This is a genomic window from Rhizomicrobium sp. (genome assembly GCF_056722145.1).
Genome location: NZ_JBWZET010000373.1, coordinates 1 through 15943, shown reverse-complemented (window position 1 = coordinate 15943; position 15943 = coordinate 1). Strand labels below are relative to the sequence as shown.

13 protein-coding genes and 1 tRNA gene are annotated in these 15943 nt (G+C 64.1%); 6 read left to right on the top strand and 8 right to left on the bottom strand.

Annotation, left to right across the window (positions count from 1 at the left end):
* The 6 genes from AC1P6P_RS19815 to AC1P6P_RS19790 all read right to left on the bottom strand — a co-directional run.
* Positions 1–295 (bottom strand): response regulator (locus AC1P6P_RS19815; protein ID WP_481404169.1); only part of this gene is annotated, 295 nt, incomplete at its 3' end.
* Positions 292–2958: a DUF4118 domain-containing protein gene (locus AC1P6P_RS19810; protein WP_481404168.1), complete on the bottom strand. Its 2667-nt coding sequence runs from the start codon at positions 2956–2958 to the stop codon at positions 292–294. The genes AC1P6P_RS19810 and AC1P6P_RS19815, both read right to left, overlap by 4 nt.
* A gap of 9 nt (positions 2959–2967) precedes the next feature.
* Entirely contained in the window at positions 2968–3534 is a 567-nt protein-coding gene (gene kdpC / locus AC1P6P_RS19805) for a potassium-transporting ATPase subunit KdpC (RefSeq protein ID WP_481404167.1), read from the bottom strand.
* Position 3535: 1 nt separating this feature from the next.
* Positions 3536–5527 carry a potassium-transporting ATPase subunit KdpB gene (gene kdpB / locus AC1P6P_RS19800; protein WP_481404171.1) on the bottom strand — a complete coding sequence of 664 codons (1992 nt, stop codon included), beginning with the start codon at positions 5525–5527 and terminating at the stop codon, positions 3536–3538.
* Positions 5528–5557: 30 nt separating this feature from the next.
* Positions 5558–7261 (bottom strand): potassium-transporting ATPase subunit KdpA, encoded by a 1704-nt coding sequence (kdpA, locus tag AC1P6P_RS19795; protein WP_481404170.1) that lies wholly within the window; start codon positions 7259–7261, stop codon positions 5558–5560.
* Between the two features lie 10 nt (positions 7262–7271).
* Complete coding sequence (locus AC1P6P_RS19790) at positions 7272–7361, bottom strand: potassium-transporting ATPase subunit F (RefSeq protein WP_481404166.1); 90 nt, start codon at positions 7359–7361, stop codon at positions 7272–7274.
* A gap of 323 nt (positions 7362–7684) precedes the next feature.
* Here AC1P6P_RS19790 and AC1P6P_RS19785 point away from each other — a divergent pair, with 323 nt between their 5' ends.
* The 4 genes from AC1P6P_RS19785 (at position 7685) to AC1P6P_RS19770 (ending at position 12694) form a co-directional block, all read left to right on the top strand.
* Positions 7685–8140 carry a MarR family winged helix-turn-helix transcriptional regulator gene (locus AC1P6P_RS19785; RefSeq protein WP_481404165.1) on the top strand — a complete coding sequence of 152 codons (456 nt, stop codon included), beginning with the start codon at positions 7685–7687 and terminating at the stop codon, positions 8138–8140.
* A gap of 37 nt (positions 8141–8177) precedes the next feature.
* Complete coding sequence (locus tag AC1P6P_RS19780) at positions 8178–9146, top strand: hypothetical protein (RefSeq protein WP_481404164.1); 969 nt, start codon at positions 8178–8180, stop codon at positions 9144–9146.
* 317 nt (positions 9147–9463) lie between these two features.
* Positions 9464–12187: a TonB-dependent receptor gene (locus tag AC1P6P_RS19775; RefSeq protein ID WP_481404163.1), complete on the top strand. Its 2724-nt coding sequence runs from the start codon at positions 9464–9466 to the stop codon at positions 12185–12187.
* Positions 12188–12472: 285 nt separating this feature from the next.
* Positions 12473–12694, top strand: a complete 222-nt coding sequence (locus AC1P6P_RS19770; RefSeq protein ID WP_481404162.1) for a hypothetical protein — start codon at positions 12473–12475, stop codon at positions 12692–12694.
* A 163-nt stretch (positions 12695–12857) separates the two neighbouring features.
* Here the strand turns inward: AC1P6P_RS19770 and AC1P6P_RS19765 are convergent.
* Both AC1P6P_RS19765 and AC1P6P_RS19760 read right to left on the bottom strand, forming a co-directional pair.
* Positions 12858–12931: transfer RNA gene (locus AC1P6P_RS19765), tRNA-Gly, on the bottom strand.
* An 84-nt stretch (positions 12932–13015) separates the two neighbouring features.
* The gene (locus AC1P6P_RS19760; protein WP_481404161.1) at positions 13016–14215 is read right to left on the bottom strand and encodes a DUF2336 domain-containing protein; all 1200 of its coding nucleotides are present in this window, start codon (positions 14213–14215) and stop codon (positions 13016–13018) included.
* A 407-nt stretch (positions 14216–14622) separates the two neighbouring features.
* Between AC1P6P_RS19760 and AC1P6P_RS19755 the strand changes: the two genes are divergently transcribed.
* Positions 14623–15294: a bifunctional 4-hydroxy-2-oxoglutarate aldolase/2-dehydro-3-deoxy-phosphogluconate aldolase gene (locus AC1P6P_RS19755; RefSeq protein ID WP_481404160.1), complete on the top strand. Its 672-nt coding sequence runs from the start codon at positions 14623–14625 to the stop codon at positions 15292–15294.
* Between the two features lie 4 nt (positions 15295–15298).
* The coding region (locus AC1P6P_RS19750; protein WP_481404159.1) for a carbohydrate kinase family protein at positions 15299–15943 on the top strand (645 nt) is incomplete at its 3' end.

Below are 15943 nucleotides of genomic sequence, written 5' to 3'. Positions count from 1 at the left end.
CACCGAGATCGAGCGCCTTGACCTTGCCCGCCTCATCGGTGCGCACCGACAAGACGACGATCGGCACTGTCGAACCGGCCTCGCGCACGCGGCGGATGATCTCGAAACCATCCATGCCGGGCAGGCCGAGGTCGAGCACCAGCACATCGGGCGCCGGATTGAGCGCCAGCTCGGCAAGGGCCTGCGGACCATCTTCGGCATCGACGACGGTGTAGCCCTGGGAGCCGAGGGACGTGTGGAGGAAGCGGCGGATGGCCGGTTCGTCGTCGACCACAAGAATGCGCAAAGGGTTCATGATGCCTCGATGGGAAGAGTGATGGTGAACACCGCCCCGATGCGATCCTTGCGATTTCCGGCGGTGAGCGTGCCGCCCATGGCTTCCACGAAACCGCGGGCGATGGCAAGCCCGAGGCCGGTGGACGCGCGCTTCCGGTCGGCCGCCAGCACGCGATAGAATTTGTCGAAGATGCGTTCGAGGTCTTCCGGCGGGATGCCGGGGCCTTCGTCGCTGATCTCAATCCGGATGGCGGGACCATCGCGCCGGGCCGTGAGCGATACCGGCGTTTCCGCGGGCGTGTATTTGCCGGCATTGTCGAGCAGGTTGAACAGCACCTGTTCGAACAGCACCGGATCGAGCCTCACCAGCGGCAGGTCGGGCTCGATCGCCACCGCCAGCTTGTGACCGGCCAGCACCCGGGTGGCGCGCGCGGCGGCGCTGCCGGCGACATCGCCGACGTCGGTCGCCTCGAGATGCGGCGCCAGCGCTCCCGATTCCAGCCGCGTCATGTCGAGCAAATTGGCAATGAAACGGTTGAGCCGCTGGCCTTCCTCTTCGATGGTGGAAACGAGTTCGCGATGCGCCGCCGGATCGAGCGCGCCTTCGAGATCCTTGAGGCTGGAAGCGGCGCCGAGAATGACCGCCAGCGGCGTGCGCAGATCGTGGCTGATGGATGTGAGGAGCGCGCCGCGCAGTTTTTCGGTCTCGGCAGCGAGGCGGCTTCTCTCGATGTCGTCGGCGAGCTTGACCCGCTCGATGGCGAGCGCGGCCTGATCGGCGAGGGCATCGAACAGCCGGCGCTGGTCCGGCGTCAGCAGCGGCCCCGGCTTGTCGCTGTCGAGCCCGATCACGCCGACGGCGCCGCGCCCGGTCCGCATCGGCAGATAGAGGCGTTTGGCGCCCGGCAGCGAATCCGCGCCGCGACCGGCCGGCGTGGCGTGCTGCCAAACCCAATCGGCGGCAGCGACCTCGGATTCGTCGAGCACGTCATCGGGCGGATAGCCGGCACGGACCGCGAGCCGCCCGTTGTCGGGCAGCAGAATGACGATCCGCACCTTCAGCATCTGCGCCATCTGGAAGGCGGTGGCCCACAACAGGTCGTCGAGGGCGTAGACCGAGGTCAGCTTGGCGCTGAACTGGTAAAGGCTTTCGGTCACCGTCGCCCGCTCGCGCGCCACCATCGCCTGCGCCCGCATCCGCGCCGTCAGATTGGAGGTAATCAGCGCCACGATGGCGAACGTCACCAGCACCACGACGTGATCGGGATCGGCGATGGTGAAGGTATAGAGCGGCGGGATGAAGAGGAAATTGAACGCCGCCACGATCACCACCGAAGCCAGCAGCGCCGGCCACAGTCCGAACCGCATGGCGCTCGCCAGGATCGCGAACAGGAACACGAGGCCGACATTGGTGATACCGAAATAGCGCTTGAGCGCGAAGCCCGCCGCCAGCGCGACGGCCGAATAGAGGACGCTTTCGAAATAGCCGCGCGGTTCGAATTGCGGCAACAGGCGGTGCGGCGCAGTCGGCTTGCCCTTCAGCGCGGCAGTCAACTGTTCCGGCACGACGTGCACGCTGACGCCGCCGGCACGGCGGATGATCTCAAAGGTGGTGGAGCGCCGAAGCAGCGTCTCCCACCAGCTGCGCCGCGTCGTCGAGGTGACGATGTGGGTGAAGTTGTTGGCGTGGGCGTATTCGACGATGCCGTCGGCGACGTTGCTGGCCGGTATGGTCACCGCCTGACCCCCGAGCCGCACTGCGACGCGCAATGCCTCGGCCACCCGGTCGCGCTCCTCGTCGGTGAAGTGGTGCGCCGCCGGGGTTTCGACATAAGCCGCGGTCCAGGCGGCGTGAATGCGATCGGCAAGTCGCCTGCCGTACCGCACCAGCGCAACGCCGCCGGGGCGCTCGTTGACCCGCACCAGCACGCGCTCGCTCGCCTCCCATGGTCCCGAGATGGCGTGCGCCCGCATGTAATTGACCATCTGCTCGTCGACGCGCTGGGCGGTGCGGCGGAGCGCTATCTCGCGCAACGCGGTGAGATTGCCGGCGACGAAATAATTCTGCGCCGCCCATTCCGCCGTCTCGGGCAGATAGACCTTGCCGTCCTTCAGCCGCTGGATCAGGTCATCGGGCGTCAGATCGACCAGCTCCACGTCATTGGCGCGGTCGAGCACCGAATCCGGCACGGTTTCCGCGACCCGCACCTTGGTGATCCGCGCCACCACATCGTTGAGGCTTTCGAGATGCTGGACATTGAGCGTCGAATAGACGTCGATACCGGCGGCGAGGAGTTCTTCCACGTCCTGGTAACGCTTGGGATGGCGGCTGCCTTCCACATTGGTGTGGGCCATCTCGTCGACCAGCACCAGCCGCGGCTTGCGCGTCAGGATGGCGTCGAGGTCCATCTCCGCCAGCACATGGCCCTTGTAGGCCATGCGGTGCTTGGCGATCAGCTCGAGCCCCTTGGTGAGGCGGTCGGTCTCGGCGCGGCCATGGGTTTCGACCACGCCGATGACCACGTCGCAGCCCTCCAGCTTACGGGCGCGGGCCTGCGACAGCATTTCATAGGTCTTGCCGACGCCCGGTGCGAAGCCGAGGAAAATCTTCAACCGGCCATGGCTGCTGTCGTCGGCATTGGCCAACAGGGCTTCCGGCGAAGGGCGCGGGGAGTCACTCATGTCCCCATCTTAGCGGCCCAGCGCATCCAGGGCGAGATTGAGTTCGAGCACATTGACATGGGCCTCGCCGACGACACCGACCAGGCGGGGCACGACATGGCGTTCCACCAGGGCGCGCACCTTGGCCGGATCGAGGTTGCGAGCCTTGGCGACACGCGGAACCTGGAACAGCGCCGCCGCCGGGCTGATATCGGGATCAAGCCCGCTCGCCGAGGTGGTGATGAGATCGACCGGCACCGGCACGCCGGGGTTTTCGGCCCGCAGCTTGGCGGCGTCGGCGGCGATCCGGTCGAACATCTTCTTCGACGTGGGACCAAGATTGCTGCCGCCGGAATTGGCGGCATCGTAGCCGTTGCCGGCGGCCGACGGGCGGGCGTGGAAATAACGCGGGCTGGCGAAATTTTGGCCGATCAATGCGGAGCCGATCACGCGGCCGTTGCGGACCACAAGGCTGCCCCCCGCCTGATGCGGGAACAGCGCCTGACCAAGGCCAGTGGCGGCAAGGGGATACGCGACGCCGGTCAAAAGCGTGAGGAGGATCAGCATCGCAAACGCGGGACGGACGAATTCTTTCATGTTACACCAGCCCTGTTGCCGTGATGGCGATATCGATCAATTTTATGCCGATGAACGGCACCACCACGCCGCCGAGGCCGTAAACGACGAGATTGCGCGACAGCAGCGCGGCGGCGCCGATCGGGCGGTAGCGCACACCCTTCAACGCCAAGGGGATCAACGCCACGATGATCAGGGCGTTGAAAATGATTGCCGACAGGATGGCGCTTTCGGGCGAATGCAGGCCCATCACATTCAGCGCCTGCAGCTGCGGATAGAACGCCAGGAACATCGCCGGAATGATGGCGAAATACTTGGCGACGTCGTTGGCGATGGAGAAGGTCGTCAGCGCGCCGCGGGTCATCAGCAGCTGCTTGCCGATTTCGACGATCTCGATCAGCTTGGTGGGATCCGAGTCCAGATCGACCATATTGCCGGCCTCGCGCGCCGCCATGGTACCGGTGTTCATCGCCACGCCGACGTCGGCCTGGGCAAGCGCCGGCGCATCGTTGGTGCCGTCGCCGCACATCGCCACCAGCTTACCCTTCGCCTGTTCCGCGCGGATCAGCTTCAGCTTGGTTTCGGGGGTCGCCTGGGCGAGGAAGTCATCGACGCCGGATTCCGCGGCGATCGCCGCCGCCGTGAGCGGATTATCGCCGGTGATCATCACGGTGCGGATGCCCATCTGCCGCAGTGCCGCAAAGCGCTCGCGAATGCCGCCCTTGACGATATCCTTCAAATGGATGACGCCGAGCAACGTGCCGTTCTTCGCCACCGCCAGCGGCGTGCCGCCATCTTTGGCGATGGTATCGGCAATGGCTTTCAGCGCCTCGGCGCCGGCGGCGGGACCGACCCAGGCGAGCACCGCATCGACCGCGCCCTTGCGAATGGAAACGGTATCCATGTCGACGCCGGAAAGCCGCGTCTGGGCCGAGAACATCACGAACCGGGCCTGTCCCAATTCACGGCCGCGCAGACCGTATTTCTCCTTGGCGAGCACGACGATGGAGCGGCCTTCCGGGGTTTCGTCCGACATCGAGGCGAGCTGCGCCGCATCGGCCAAGTCGTGTTCGTCGACACCCGGCAGCGGCAGAAACCGCGTCGCCTGGCGATTGCCCAGCGTGATCGTGCCGGTCTTGTCGAGCAGCAGCGTGTCGACGTCGCCCGCCGCTTCCACCGCGCGCCCCGACATGGCGAGCACGTTGAAGCGCACGAGGCGATCCATGCCGGCGATGCCGATGGCCGAGAGCAGTGCGCCGATGGTGGTGGGGATCAGGGTGACGAACAATGCCGCCAGCACCAGCACCGCGACGTGGCCGCCGGCATAGGCCGCGAATGCCGGAATAGTGACGACCGCGAACACGAACACCAGCGTCAGTCCGGCGAGGAGGATGTTGAGCGCGATCTCGTTGGGCGTTTTCTGCCGCTCGGCACCTTCCACCAGCGCGATCATGCGGTCGAGAAACGTGGACCCTTGGGTCGCGGTGATCTTCACAACGATGGCATCGGAGAGCACGCGGGTGCCGCCCGTCACCGCCGAACGGTCGCCGCCGGATTCGCGGATCACGGGCGCGCTTTCGCCGGTGACGGCGCTTTCATCGACCGAGGCGACGCCTTCCACCACGTCACCATCCGACGGGATGAGTTCGCCGGTTTCCACCAGCACGAGGTCGCCGCGCTCCAGCTCCCAGGCCGGAATGGCGCGCCACAGTTTCAGCTTCTGATCGGCGAGTTTCTTCGCCGTCATGTCGATCTTGGTGGCGCGCAACGCGGCGGCGCGAGCCTTGCCGCGACCCTCCGCCAAGGCTTCGGCGAAATTGGCGAACAGCACCGTGAACCACAGCCAGATGTTGATCTGCAGCGCAAAGCCACTGAAATGGCCAAGGAAGACGTCGCGCCAGAACAGGATCGTGGTCAGCGTCGCGACGATTTCCACGACGAACATCACCGGGTTCTTCACCATCGCGCGGGGATGGAGTTTTTTCACCGCACCGACGACGGCCTCACGGGTCATATGCTGATTGGACGGGGTCATGTCTTTATCTCAGTAGAGGATGCCGGCGGCGAATTGCTCCGCCAGCGGACCAAGGGCCAGGGCCGGAAAGAAGGTGAGGCCGCCGACGATCACCACGACGCCGGCCAGCAGCCCGACGAACAACGGACCGGTGGTGGGGAAGGTGCCTTCGGAGGGCGGCACGATCTTCTTGGCGGCGAGCGAACCGGCGATCGCCAGCATTGGCACGATCCATAAGAAGCGCCCGAGCAGCATCGCGATCGCCAGCGTCAGATTGTAGAACGGCGTGTTGGCGGAGAGTCCGGCAAAGGCGCTGCCGTTGTTGCCGGCGGCCGACGAGAAGGCATAGAGAATCTCGGAAAAGCCATGCGGGCCGGCGTTATTGAGACCGGCGAGGCCGTCCGGCGTTGCCGCGGCGATGGCGGCGGGAACAAGCGTGGCAAGCGGCGTAACGAGAATGGCGAGGATTGCCATCTTCACTTCCCGCGCCTCGAGTTTCTTGCCGAGATATTCCGGCGTGCGCCCGACCATCAATCCGGCGACAAACATCGCCACCACGGCGAACAGCAGCATGCCGTAGAGCCCGGAGCCGACGCCGCCGAACACCACTTCGCCGAGTTCGATGTTGAACATCGGCACCAGTCCGCCGAGCGGGGTGAAGCTGTCGTGCATGGCGTTGACCGAGCCGTTGGAGGCGTCGGTGGTGGCATTCGCCCACAGTGTCGAGCCGGTGACGCCGAAGCGCACCTCCTTGCCTTCCATGTTGCCGCCCGATTGATCGACGGCGAGTGTGGTCAGCTTGTGGTTCGGCTGATACTCCGCGTACGTACATATGGTCTGGCCGCTGAGCCAGAGCAGCCCCATAACTGCGAAGATGGCCCAGCCTTGGCGGGTATTGCCGACCATGCGGCCGAAGGTGTGGGTGAGGGCGGCGCTGATGGCGAGGATTGACCACAGCTCCAACAGATCGGTGAGCGCGTTGGGGTTCTCGAACGGGTGGGCGGAATTGGCGTTGAAGAAGCCGCCGCCGTTGGTGCCCAGCATCTTGATCGCTTCCTGCGAGGCGACGGGGCCCTGGGCGATGGTCTGGCGGGCACCCTCCAGGGTGGTGGCGACGGTGTAAGCGGAAAAATTCTGCGGCACGCCTTGCCAGATCAGCACCAGCGCCATCACCAAAGCGAGCGGCAGCAGCACGTAGAGCGTGGCGCGGGTGAGATCGACCCAGAAATTGCCGATGCGCGTGGCACCGCGCCGGGCAAAGCCGCGGATCAGCGCGATGGCGAGCGCAATGCCGGTCGCCGCCGAGACGAAATTGTGCATCGTCAGCCCGACCATCTGGCTGAAATAGCTGAGCGTGGTTTCGCCGGAGTAGCTCTGCCAATTGGTGTTGGTGACGAAGCTGACGGCGGTGTTGAAGGCGAGATCGGCCGGAACGCCCGGCAAGCCTTGCGGATTGAGCGGCAGATACCCTTGCAGCCTCAGAATGGCATAGAGAAACAAAAACCCGGCGACGCTGAACGCGAGCATGGCAAAACCATAGCGGGTCCAGTGCTGCTCTGCGGACGGATCGATTCCGCCGGCGCGGTAGACGAGGCGCTCGACCGGGGCGAAGACCGGCGTCAGCAACGTGCGCCGTCCCTCGAACACCGCCGCCATATAGGCGCCGAGCGGCTTGACGCTAAGCGTCACCAGCGCTGCGAACAGCGCAATCTGTACAATCGCGTTCATGGTCAGAATTTCTCGGTCAGAACTTCTCTGGGCGAACGAGGGCGATGAGGAGGTAGACGACGATCAAGGCCGCTGCGAATCCCGCCAGCGCATAGTCGAAGCTCATGGCCGCCTCACGCCCGGTTCAAGGCGGCAACATAACCGGCCGCGATGGCGAAGAAGCCGAGGCCGAATGCGAGCATCCATAAATCGAGCATGACATCCTCCGAACGATGCGAAGGATGTGCCGGTGGCGCATATAAAATCGAGCGCGGGCCCGACGCTGCCGAAATAGTTTGTTCATAGTCGCGCCGCAGTGACCTTGCGGAATGCGATCAGCATTTCTACCGGTGCCGGCCCGTTCAAAGGCGGCGGCCACGGCGTCGAAATGTCTAGTAGTAGATGATCTAAGTCAGGCATAATATCCTCTTGCTCAAGAGGGCGCGCCCGGTGACTGATGTTCCACCCCGATCCGAACGGCCCAGCCGTGAATCGCCATCGCTGACCAGCGTCGGCTTCCTGCTGCATGTGGCGCAAAGCCGCTTGCGCGAGGGCGTCGAGGCGGCCATCGCCGGCAGCGGCCTCTTGCCCGGCCATCTGGCGATATTGGGCGTGCTGGCGGACAAAGGCCCGCTGTCGCAGCGGCAGTTGGGCGAGGCCGCCCAGATCGAAAAGTCGTCGCTGGTGCTGTTTCTCGACGCGCTCGAGACCGCGGGCTGGGTGTTTCGCGCCACCGATCCGCATGACCGCCGGGCCAATCTCGTCAAGCTGACCGCCAAGGGAAAAGCGAAGTTCGCCGCCCTCGGTCCGCGACTGGAAAAAATGCAGGACTCATTTCTCGCGCCGCTCACCAAGGCGGAGCGGACCCAGCTTGTCGCCATGCTTGATCGCCTGGCCAAGGGTTGAATTTGCGCACCTCGTGCGCCGATGAGGACGGATCCCAATGAAGCGTTTGTTCCCGGTTATCACGCTCTATGTGCTGTCGCCGCTGATTGCCGAATACCTCTCCGGCAGCATGTCGATGGCGCAGCTCGGCCAGTTGCTGATCTTGTTGCCGTTCTACGGCAGCGGCGCGGTACTGGTGCGCGAGATTGCCCGCCGCAGCGGCCGCGGCTGGCTGGCGATGCCGTTCCTGGCGCTCACCTACGGCCTTCTTGAAGAAGGCATCGTTCTCCAATCGCTGTTCAATCGTAATTTCCTCGGGCTGCACATGCTGGAAGTCGGCTATCTGCCGAGTCTCGGCATCGGCGTGACATGGACGGTCTACGTGCTCGGCATCCATATCGTCTGGAGCATTTTGGTGCCGGTGGCACTGACCGAAGCGCTGTTCGCGCGGCAGCGGACCGAACCGTGGCTCGGCAAGATCGGGCTCGGGGTGGTGGCGCTGATTTATGTCGCCGTTGCGGTGCTGATCACGCTATTCATGGCTAAGACGAGCCACTTTTGGGCGACGCCGGAGCAGCTTGGCTCGGCCGCGCTGGTAGCGTTGATCGTGGCGGGATTGGCGCTCGTCCTGCCGAAACGCACAGCGAATCCGGCCCGGCGCCCCTTGCCGGCGGGGCTGATCGCGGTCGTCGCCTTCATCGCCGGATCGGCTTTCATGGTGCTGTATGGCCAGGGCGTCTTCGTCTGGCATTGGGTCTGGCCGGTGATCTCGGGCTGCCAGATCGTCGTTCTGCTCGCGATGCTGGGCGCGGGCCTCGCCGCAATGCGAACCGTGGGATGGAGCGATCGCCATCGCTTCGCCGCAACCGCCGGCGCGGTCCTGGTCTATTGCTGGTATGGTTTCCTCACCGATGCGGCGCTGCATGGAACCGCGATGCGTTCCGCCCACGCCGGATTGGTGGGGGCGATGCTGGTGGTGCTGGCGATCGCCGGCTGGATCAGCCGCAAGCCCCGCCTCCAAAGGTAGGGATGTTCTGACGGGCGCCGTCACCTTGACGTTGCCGCATCGGTAGCGGCGCGCTCCGCCAATCCTTCCATTCGTGGTCGGTGCAAACCAAGGGCAGGGCAAATATGCAACAGCAATCAATAAATAGAATAAGAATGAGTCGCATACGTATGCAACTTGTTGGCACCCCCTAAGGCTTTGCGCAATCCTGGTTGCTTAACCGGCCCTCTCGTTTGCGACGAAGATGCATTCGCTAAGGATCGGACACAGCAACACAGCAAGGGAGAGCGCGAATGAATTCCGTGGCTTCACGTTTTCCGCGTCGTTTGGCGCTGCTGATGACCAGCAGTACCGCCGCGCTTCTCTTTGCGGTGGCGGCCTCGGCGCAGGACCAGACCGAAACCATCACCGTCACCGGGTTCCGGGCCAGCATCACGCAATCGCTCGATATCAAGCAGAAGGCGCAGGATATCGTCGAAGCGATCTCAGCGGAGGACATCGGCAAACTGCCGGATTCCTCGATCGCCGACTCGCTCGCCCGCTTGCCCGGACTTGCCGCCCAGCGCGACAACAACGGCCACTGGCAGGACATCTCGGTCAACGGCCTGCCGCCATCGATGAGTGCGACCTTGTTTAATGGCCGGCCGCAAGCCTCGACCGACAACAACCGCGTCATCCAGTTCGATCAGTACCCGTCGGAAATCATGAGCGCGGTGAAGGTTTACAAGAGCGGCGACGCCGCGCTGGTGAATGGCGCCATCGCCACCGTCGATCTCACCACCGTGCGGCCGCTCGACTACGGCAAAAGCGCCCTGGTGATCGGCGGGCAGGGCGAATACGATACGCGCGGATCGCTGCAGCCCGGCGCCGAGGCGCTCGGCGGACGCATCAACGCCTCCTATATCGATCAGTTCGCCAACGACACCGTCGGCATCATGGTCGGCGGCGCGATGATGTCGGCGCCCAACCAGATTTATTCCCAGCACCCCTACGGCTTCAACGAGCCCAACGACGTCGTCACCGGCCTGCAGGATCAGGTCCGCAGCGACACGCTCGCCCGCAACGCCGTCATCGGTACGGTGCAGTGGCGGCCGGTCAATGCCCTCCAGTTCACGTTCGACGCGTTCTATTCCTCCTATAACGACCATGCCATCATTCGCGGTGTCGAAGTGCAGACGGCGTGCTGCGGCAACGCCACCCAGGTCGGCACGCCGACGCAAGGCGTTTCGAGCTGGATCGTCACGCCGCAGCTGCTCAATTACGATTACGAAAACACCTCCAAGCAGTACTCGTTCGGCGGCACCGTCGATTACACCGTCGGCAGGTGGTCGATCCGCGGCGATTTCGGATTTTCCGAAGCCGATCGCGACAATTCCCGTATCGAGCTCTACAACGGCTTCGGCACCAACGGCACGCCCAACACCTCGTCGGTGACGGTGAGCGCCGGGACCGGCGAACGCGGCATGTTCGGGATTTCCAACTGGTCGCTGCCTCTGGCAGGCAACGCGGCGATCGCACTGGGCGAGAACCTCACCTGGCAGCAGGGCTGGTGGCCGCCGACCTGGCCGAACGGCACCGCGACCGGCAACTTCAGCAGCTGCGGCGGCAGCTTCGGCGCCTGCTACGGCTCCGCCTACGGCCAGCATATCTTGTCTGCCGACATCATCCGCGACACCACCTGGTCGATCAAACGCGAAGTCGGCAGTTTCCTCTCCGATGTCGAAGTCGGCTTCGGCTATTCGATGCGCTCCAAGGACTACATCGACCATGAGGGCATCGGCGCCCTGACCAGCATGAACGAGTCGCAGGCGATCCCGTCGAGTTGGATCCTGGGCTCGACCGACCTCAGCGCCTTCGGACTGCCGCCTTTGGTCAGCATCAATACCAAGCAGGCCTGGACCAGCGGCGCCTACGCGTACCTCGAGCGCGGCGACGAGTTGTCCAACGACTGGTGGATCAAGGAAACGGTGTGGACGCCCTACATCATCGCGCGCATCGACACCCATCTATTCGGTCTGCCGCTGACCGGCAACGTCGGCTCGCAGTTCGTGCACACCGACCAGAACGTCACCGGCTACAACAAGACCAATGTCGGGCCGAACTGGTACGACAACACCTTCCCGCCCTTCAGCGTCGACACCCAGTACTGGGACGTTCTGCCGAGCATCAATCTGACCCTGCAGATCACCGACGAACAGCAGTTCCGCGTTGGGGCCGGGCGCTCGATGGCGCGGCCGCGCTTCGATACCATGGGCGGCGCTTCAACCATCAATTTCGACTTCACCAAAGCGGGCGCGACCGACCTCGGCAGCACGCCGTGGAGCGGGACCGTTGCCAATCCGACCCTGAAGCCATGGCTGTCCGACGATGTCGATATCAGCTACGAATGGTACTACGCGCCGGGCGAGGCGGTCTTCGTCGAGGCGTTCTACAAGAATCTGGAGTCGTTCATCTACAGCAAATCGCTGCTGGTCGACTTCCATCCGTATGCGAATTTGACCGGCGGCATCACGCCGGCGCTGTGGCAAGGCGTCGTCAGTTCGTTCGACAACGGCAACGGCGGCGACGTGGAAGGCGTCGTTATCGGCGACAATTTCCTGCTGTCGCATCTGCATCCCTGGCTGGACGGCTTCGGCATCCAGGCGCAGGCGACCTATCTGTCGAGTTCGGTGACCATCCCGGCGCCGCCGCCCGGCACGCCGAGCGGCTGGGTCACCTCGCCCAACGGCCAGATTCCGGAGCTGTCCAAGTTCTCCGCCAATATCACCTTCTATTACGAGGCCGGCGGCTTCTCATTCCGCTTCAACGACCGCTATCGCGGCCGCTACGTGCAGGAAGTGCCGAATTTCGATGGCACGCTGCAATCAATCGAAGGCGCCCCGGAAAACACGATGGACGTTCAGGTCTCCTATGCCTGGGGTGATCACCTCACCTTCACTTTTGCCGGCGAGAACCTGACCGATGCGCCGATGAACAGCTATTTGAACGGCGATCCGAAACATCCCGAGTACTACAAGCTGTTCGGCACCAACCTGCTGTTCGGTGCGTCGTACCGGTATTGAGGGCTGATTTGCGGTCGGGGGCCACCGGGCGCGGCTATGTACCGCGCGAAATTGCAGGGTGTTGGTGCATCACGCGTGAGGGCTGTCGTTTTCCGGTGGCGTCCGGTCGTTGGCGTCGAGCCTGTCGCATGTTGCGCTGGCGGGTCGCCTAAGCACGAAATAGCCATTCGAATTGGCGTGTCCGCTCGGGCCGTCTGTCCATTAGGGCCACGCACATACGTCGGCGGATATGCACTTTCGCGTACGGCCCTGCGCGTCGTTGTGCGCGGTGCGATGGATTTCGCGTTGCGTGCTGTGAACGCCATCGGCGCGCCGCACCAGGGCGACTACCGTTTGACCGTTTCGGTGTACTGTCCAGCATTGTCGGTCACGACTGCCGGATTGGTGCGGATCGAGGCCGCAACGCGGATTGCCGGCTCGGTCAGCTTCTTCAGTTCCCATAACGCCGAACTGCGCAAGCGTTCGGTGAACCAGACTCTGTCGTTCGGCGTCAACGCCAACAGGTAAGACCAAATCGGCCGCACGGTGCTGTGCGCCGGTGCCGATTCTGCAAACGCAGGGCCGGTTCCGGCATGCCGGCCGCAACGTGCAAGATCACAGCGCCAGCGCGCTGCCGGAACAAGGTTGTTAAATCCGCTGTTATAATCCGGCTTCGTTCTCAGCTAAGCCTTGGAGCGGGCGAAGGGAATCGAACCCTCGTATGCAGCTTGGGAAGCTGCCGTTCTACCATTGAACTACGCCCGCGACCTGGGGTCGGTCCCCGATGGGGACGAAGTTCTTAGCACGAGGCGCCGGCGGAACGGAACACCCCTGCTTGTGGATAGAGGCTCAGGTGAGGCCGAAATAGCCAAGGTGCCAGCGCATTTCGTCTTCGCTGAGCGGGAAGTCGATGCCGCCGCGGGCCGGCACCAGGTCTTTGCCGGCGAGGCGCATCACCTGGGTCTGCAGTTTGAAGGCGACGCGCATCGACAGGCCGGCGCGCCAGACCAGCGCGATCGCGCCCTTGGCCGAGCGGCTTTCGAGGACGCGGCGCACGGTGGCCTCATCGGTCTTGGCGAGCACGGCGAGGGCCTTCACGACCGTTTCCTTGCGGCACTCTTCCACCGCTTCGGCGACGAACGCCTCGTTGAGGGTGCCGGCGCGGCGGGCCGCTTCCACCACCGCGGCTTCGGCCTCGGCTTCGGTGCGGCGGCGCTCGTCGAGCCTGGATTTGAGATGCTTCTTGGTCGACTCGTCGAGGCCCGAGCGCGCCACCAGCGCATCGATCAGGGCACTGCCGACGAACGAAGCCAGCCGGCGGATGGCGCTCTTGGAGAGGTCGGCGCGGACCACCAGAGGCGCATGCCATTCGGCCACTTCCGCCGCCTGGCTGATGATGCGGTCGAGCGTCTTGGTGCGGATCGCGGCGTCGGTGTTGGCCAGCAGCGCCGACACCGCGTCGATGTCGAGCGTCGTCGCCACCGCGTCCGAAACGTCGCCCGAGAGGTTTTTGCGCCGCGCAATCGCCGACAGGATGTTGGAGGCGCGTGTCGCCACCACCAGCTGGATCAGGTCGCGGTCGTCGAGCACTGGCGAGAACTCTATTACCGGCAACGACACTTTCGGATCGGCATCCTTTGCCAGGGCTGCGATCACCGACTTGGGCACGCAGTCGTGATGCTTGATTTCTTCGGCCAGGATGGCGCGCACTTCGCTGACTTCGTCGCGGGCCAGTTTTTCCAGTGTCGCGATGGTCATGTCGCGCAGCTGCTTCTGCTCCTCGGCAAGCAGGCCCGGGAACAGCCGACCGATCTTGCCGGCAAGCGCCTTGCGCACGCCCTTGTCGATGTCGTCGGCGAGAATCTGATTGGCCGGGGCCGGCGTTGCCGGATTGGCGGCGACCGCCTTGCGGGTGGCTGGCGCCCCGTTCTTGGCCAGATAATCGAGCACGTCGCCACCGGCGTCGGTACGGGCCGCCAGAACGTCCTGGGTTTCACGGGCATGCTGCTCCAGAAGGCGCAGCGCTTCGGCGGCGGTCAACGGTGGCACAGCCGGTTTTTGGCGCGATGGACTCAACGGGTTCTCCCTGGCGCCACTGTGACTTAAGCATGTTAAGCGGGCCTGAAGGAACATGGTTGAGGCTTCCTTTCAGGGTCCGGCGGGTGCGAAATTCGGGGTTTCCTGTTGTCAGCGGTCACAGCCGTTTTGCTGCCCGGCGCGGCACAAGGGGCCTTCCAAATCCGCGCCGGACCGGTTATAGACACCGGTGTCAATGCTGGAAAGCGGCGATTTTACGTCTGCGTCGCCCGTGGACTTGACCCCGGCGGAAGTAGGGTATTGTTAGCGGTATCATTATCGGAAACCGCCGGGGCCTGCGTTTGCCTTTCCGTCAGGGAGGCCGGCCGTGCTACGGAACACGCGGCGAACCCGCCCGCGCAATGAGGAGAGAAAAGGGAATGGCAAAGGACCGCTTGGCCGTGCTTGCGGCGATCATAGAGCAGGGCGTGATCCCTGTGTTCTATCACCCCGACGTCGAGCTGTGCATCAACGTGATCCAGGCTTGCGCCAACGGCGGGGCCAAGTGCATCGAGTTCACCAATCGCGGCGATTTCGCCTGGGAAACCTTCAAGGACGTGACCAAGCACTTCCAGAAGGCGGATCCGAGCGTGATCATGGGCGTCGGTTCGATCGTCGACGCGCCGACCGCCGGACTTTATGTCGCCAACGGCACCAACTTCGTCGTCGGCCCGATGCTGAACGCCGAGGTCGCCAAGCTCTGCAACCGTCGCGGCGTTCCCTATAGCCCGGGCTGCGGCTCGGCCACCGAAGTGTCCTATGCCCAGGAACTCGGCTGCGAAATCGTCAAGGTGTTCCCCGGTTCGTGCGTCGGCGGCCCCGAATTTGTCGCCGGCATCAAGGGCCCGATGCCGTGGACCAAGCTGATGCCGACCGGCGGCGTCGATCCGACCGAAGAATCGCTGACCAAGTGGTTCAAGGCGGGCATCGTGGCGTGCGGTATCGGCTCCAAGCTGATTACCAATGACGTCTTGAAGGCCAAGGACTTCGGCGCCATCGAGAAGAAGGTCGCCGAAACCATCGCGCTCGTGAAGAAAATCCGGGGGAAATAAGCCAATGGCTGACGAAATCCTGAAAATCCGTCCCGCCTCCGAAGTGATGTGGGATTGCGTGTCGCTCGGCGAAGTTATGCTGCGCCTCGACCCCGGCTTCGGCCGCATCCGCACCACCCGCACCTTCGCGGTGTCGGAAGGCGGCGGCGAATACAATGTCTGCCGCGCCATGAAGAAGTGCTGGAAGAAGCGTGCCAGCGTCGTCACCGCGCTGCCGGTCAACGACGTCGGCTGGCTGGCCGAAGACCTGATCATGCAGGGCGGCGTCGATACCTCGCACATCATTTGGCGCGAGTTTGACGGCATCGGCCGCAACACCCGCGTCGGCCTCAACTTCACCGAAAAGGGTTACGGCCCGCGTGCTGCGCTCGGCTGCAACGACCGTGGCAACTCGGCCGCGTCGCAGATCAAGCCGGGTGAAGTGAACTGGGACAAGCTGTTCGGCGAAGAAGGCGTGCGCTGGTTCCACACTGGCGGCATCTTCGCTGCATTGGCTTCGAACACCGCCGAAGTGGTGATCGAGGCGGTGAAGGCGGCCCACAAATACGGCACGATCGTCGCTTACGACCTCAACTACCGCGGCCAGCTCTGGAAGAGCCAGGGCGGCAAGCCGGCGGCGCAGAAGATCAACCGCGAGATCGCCAAGTAT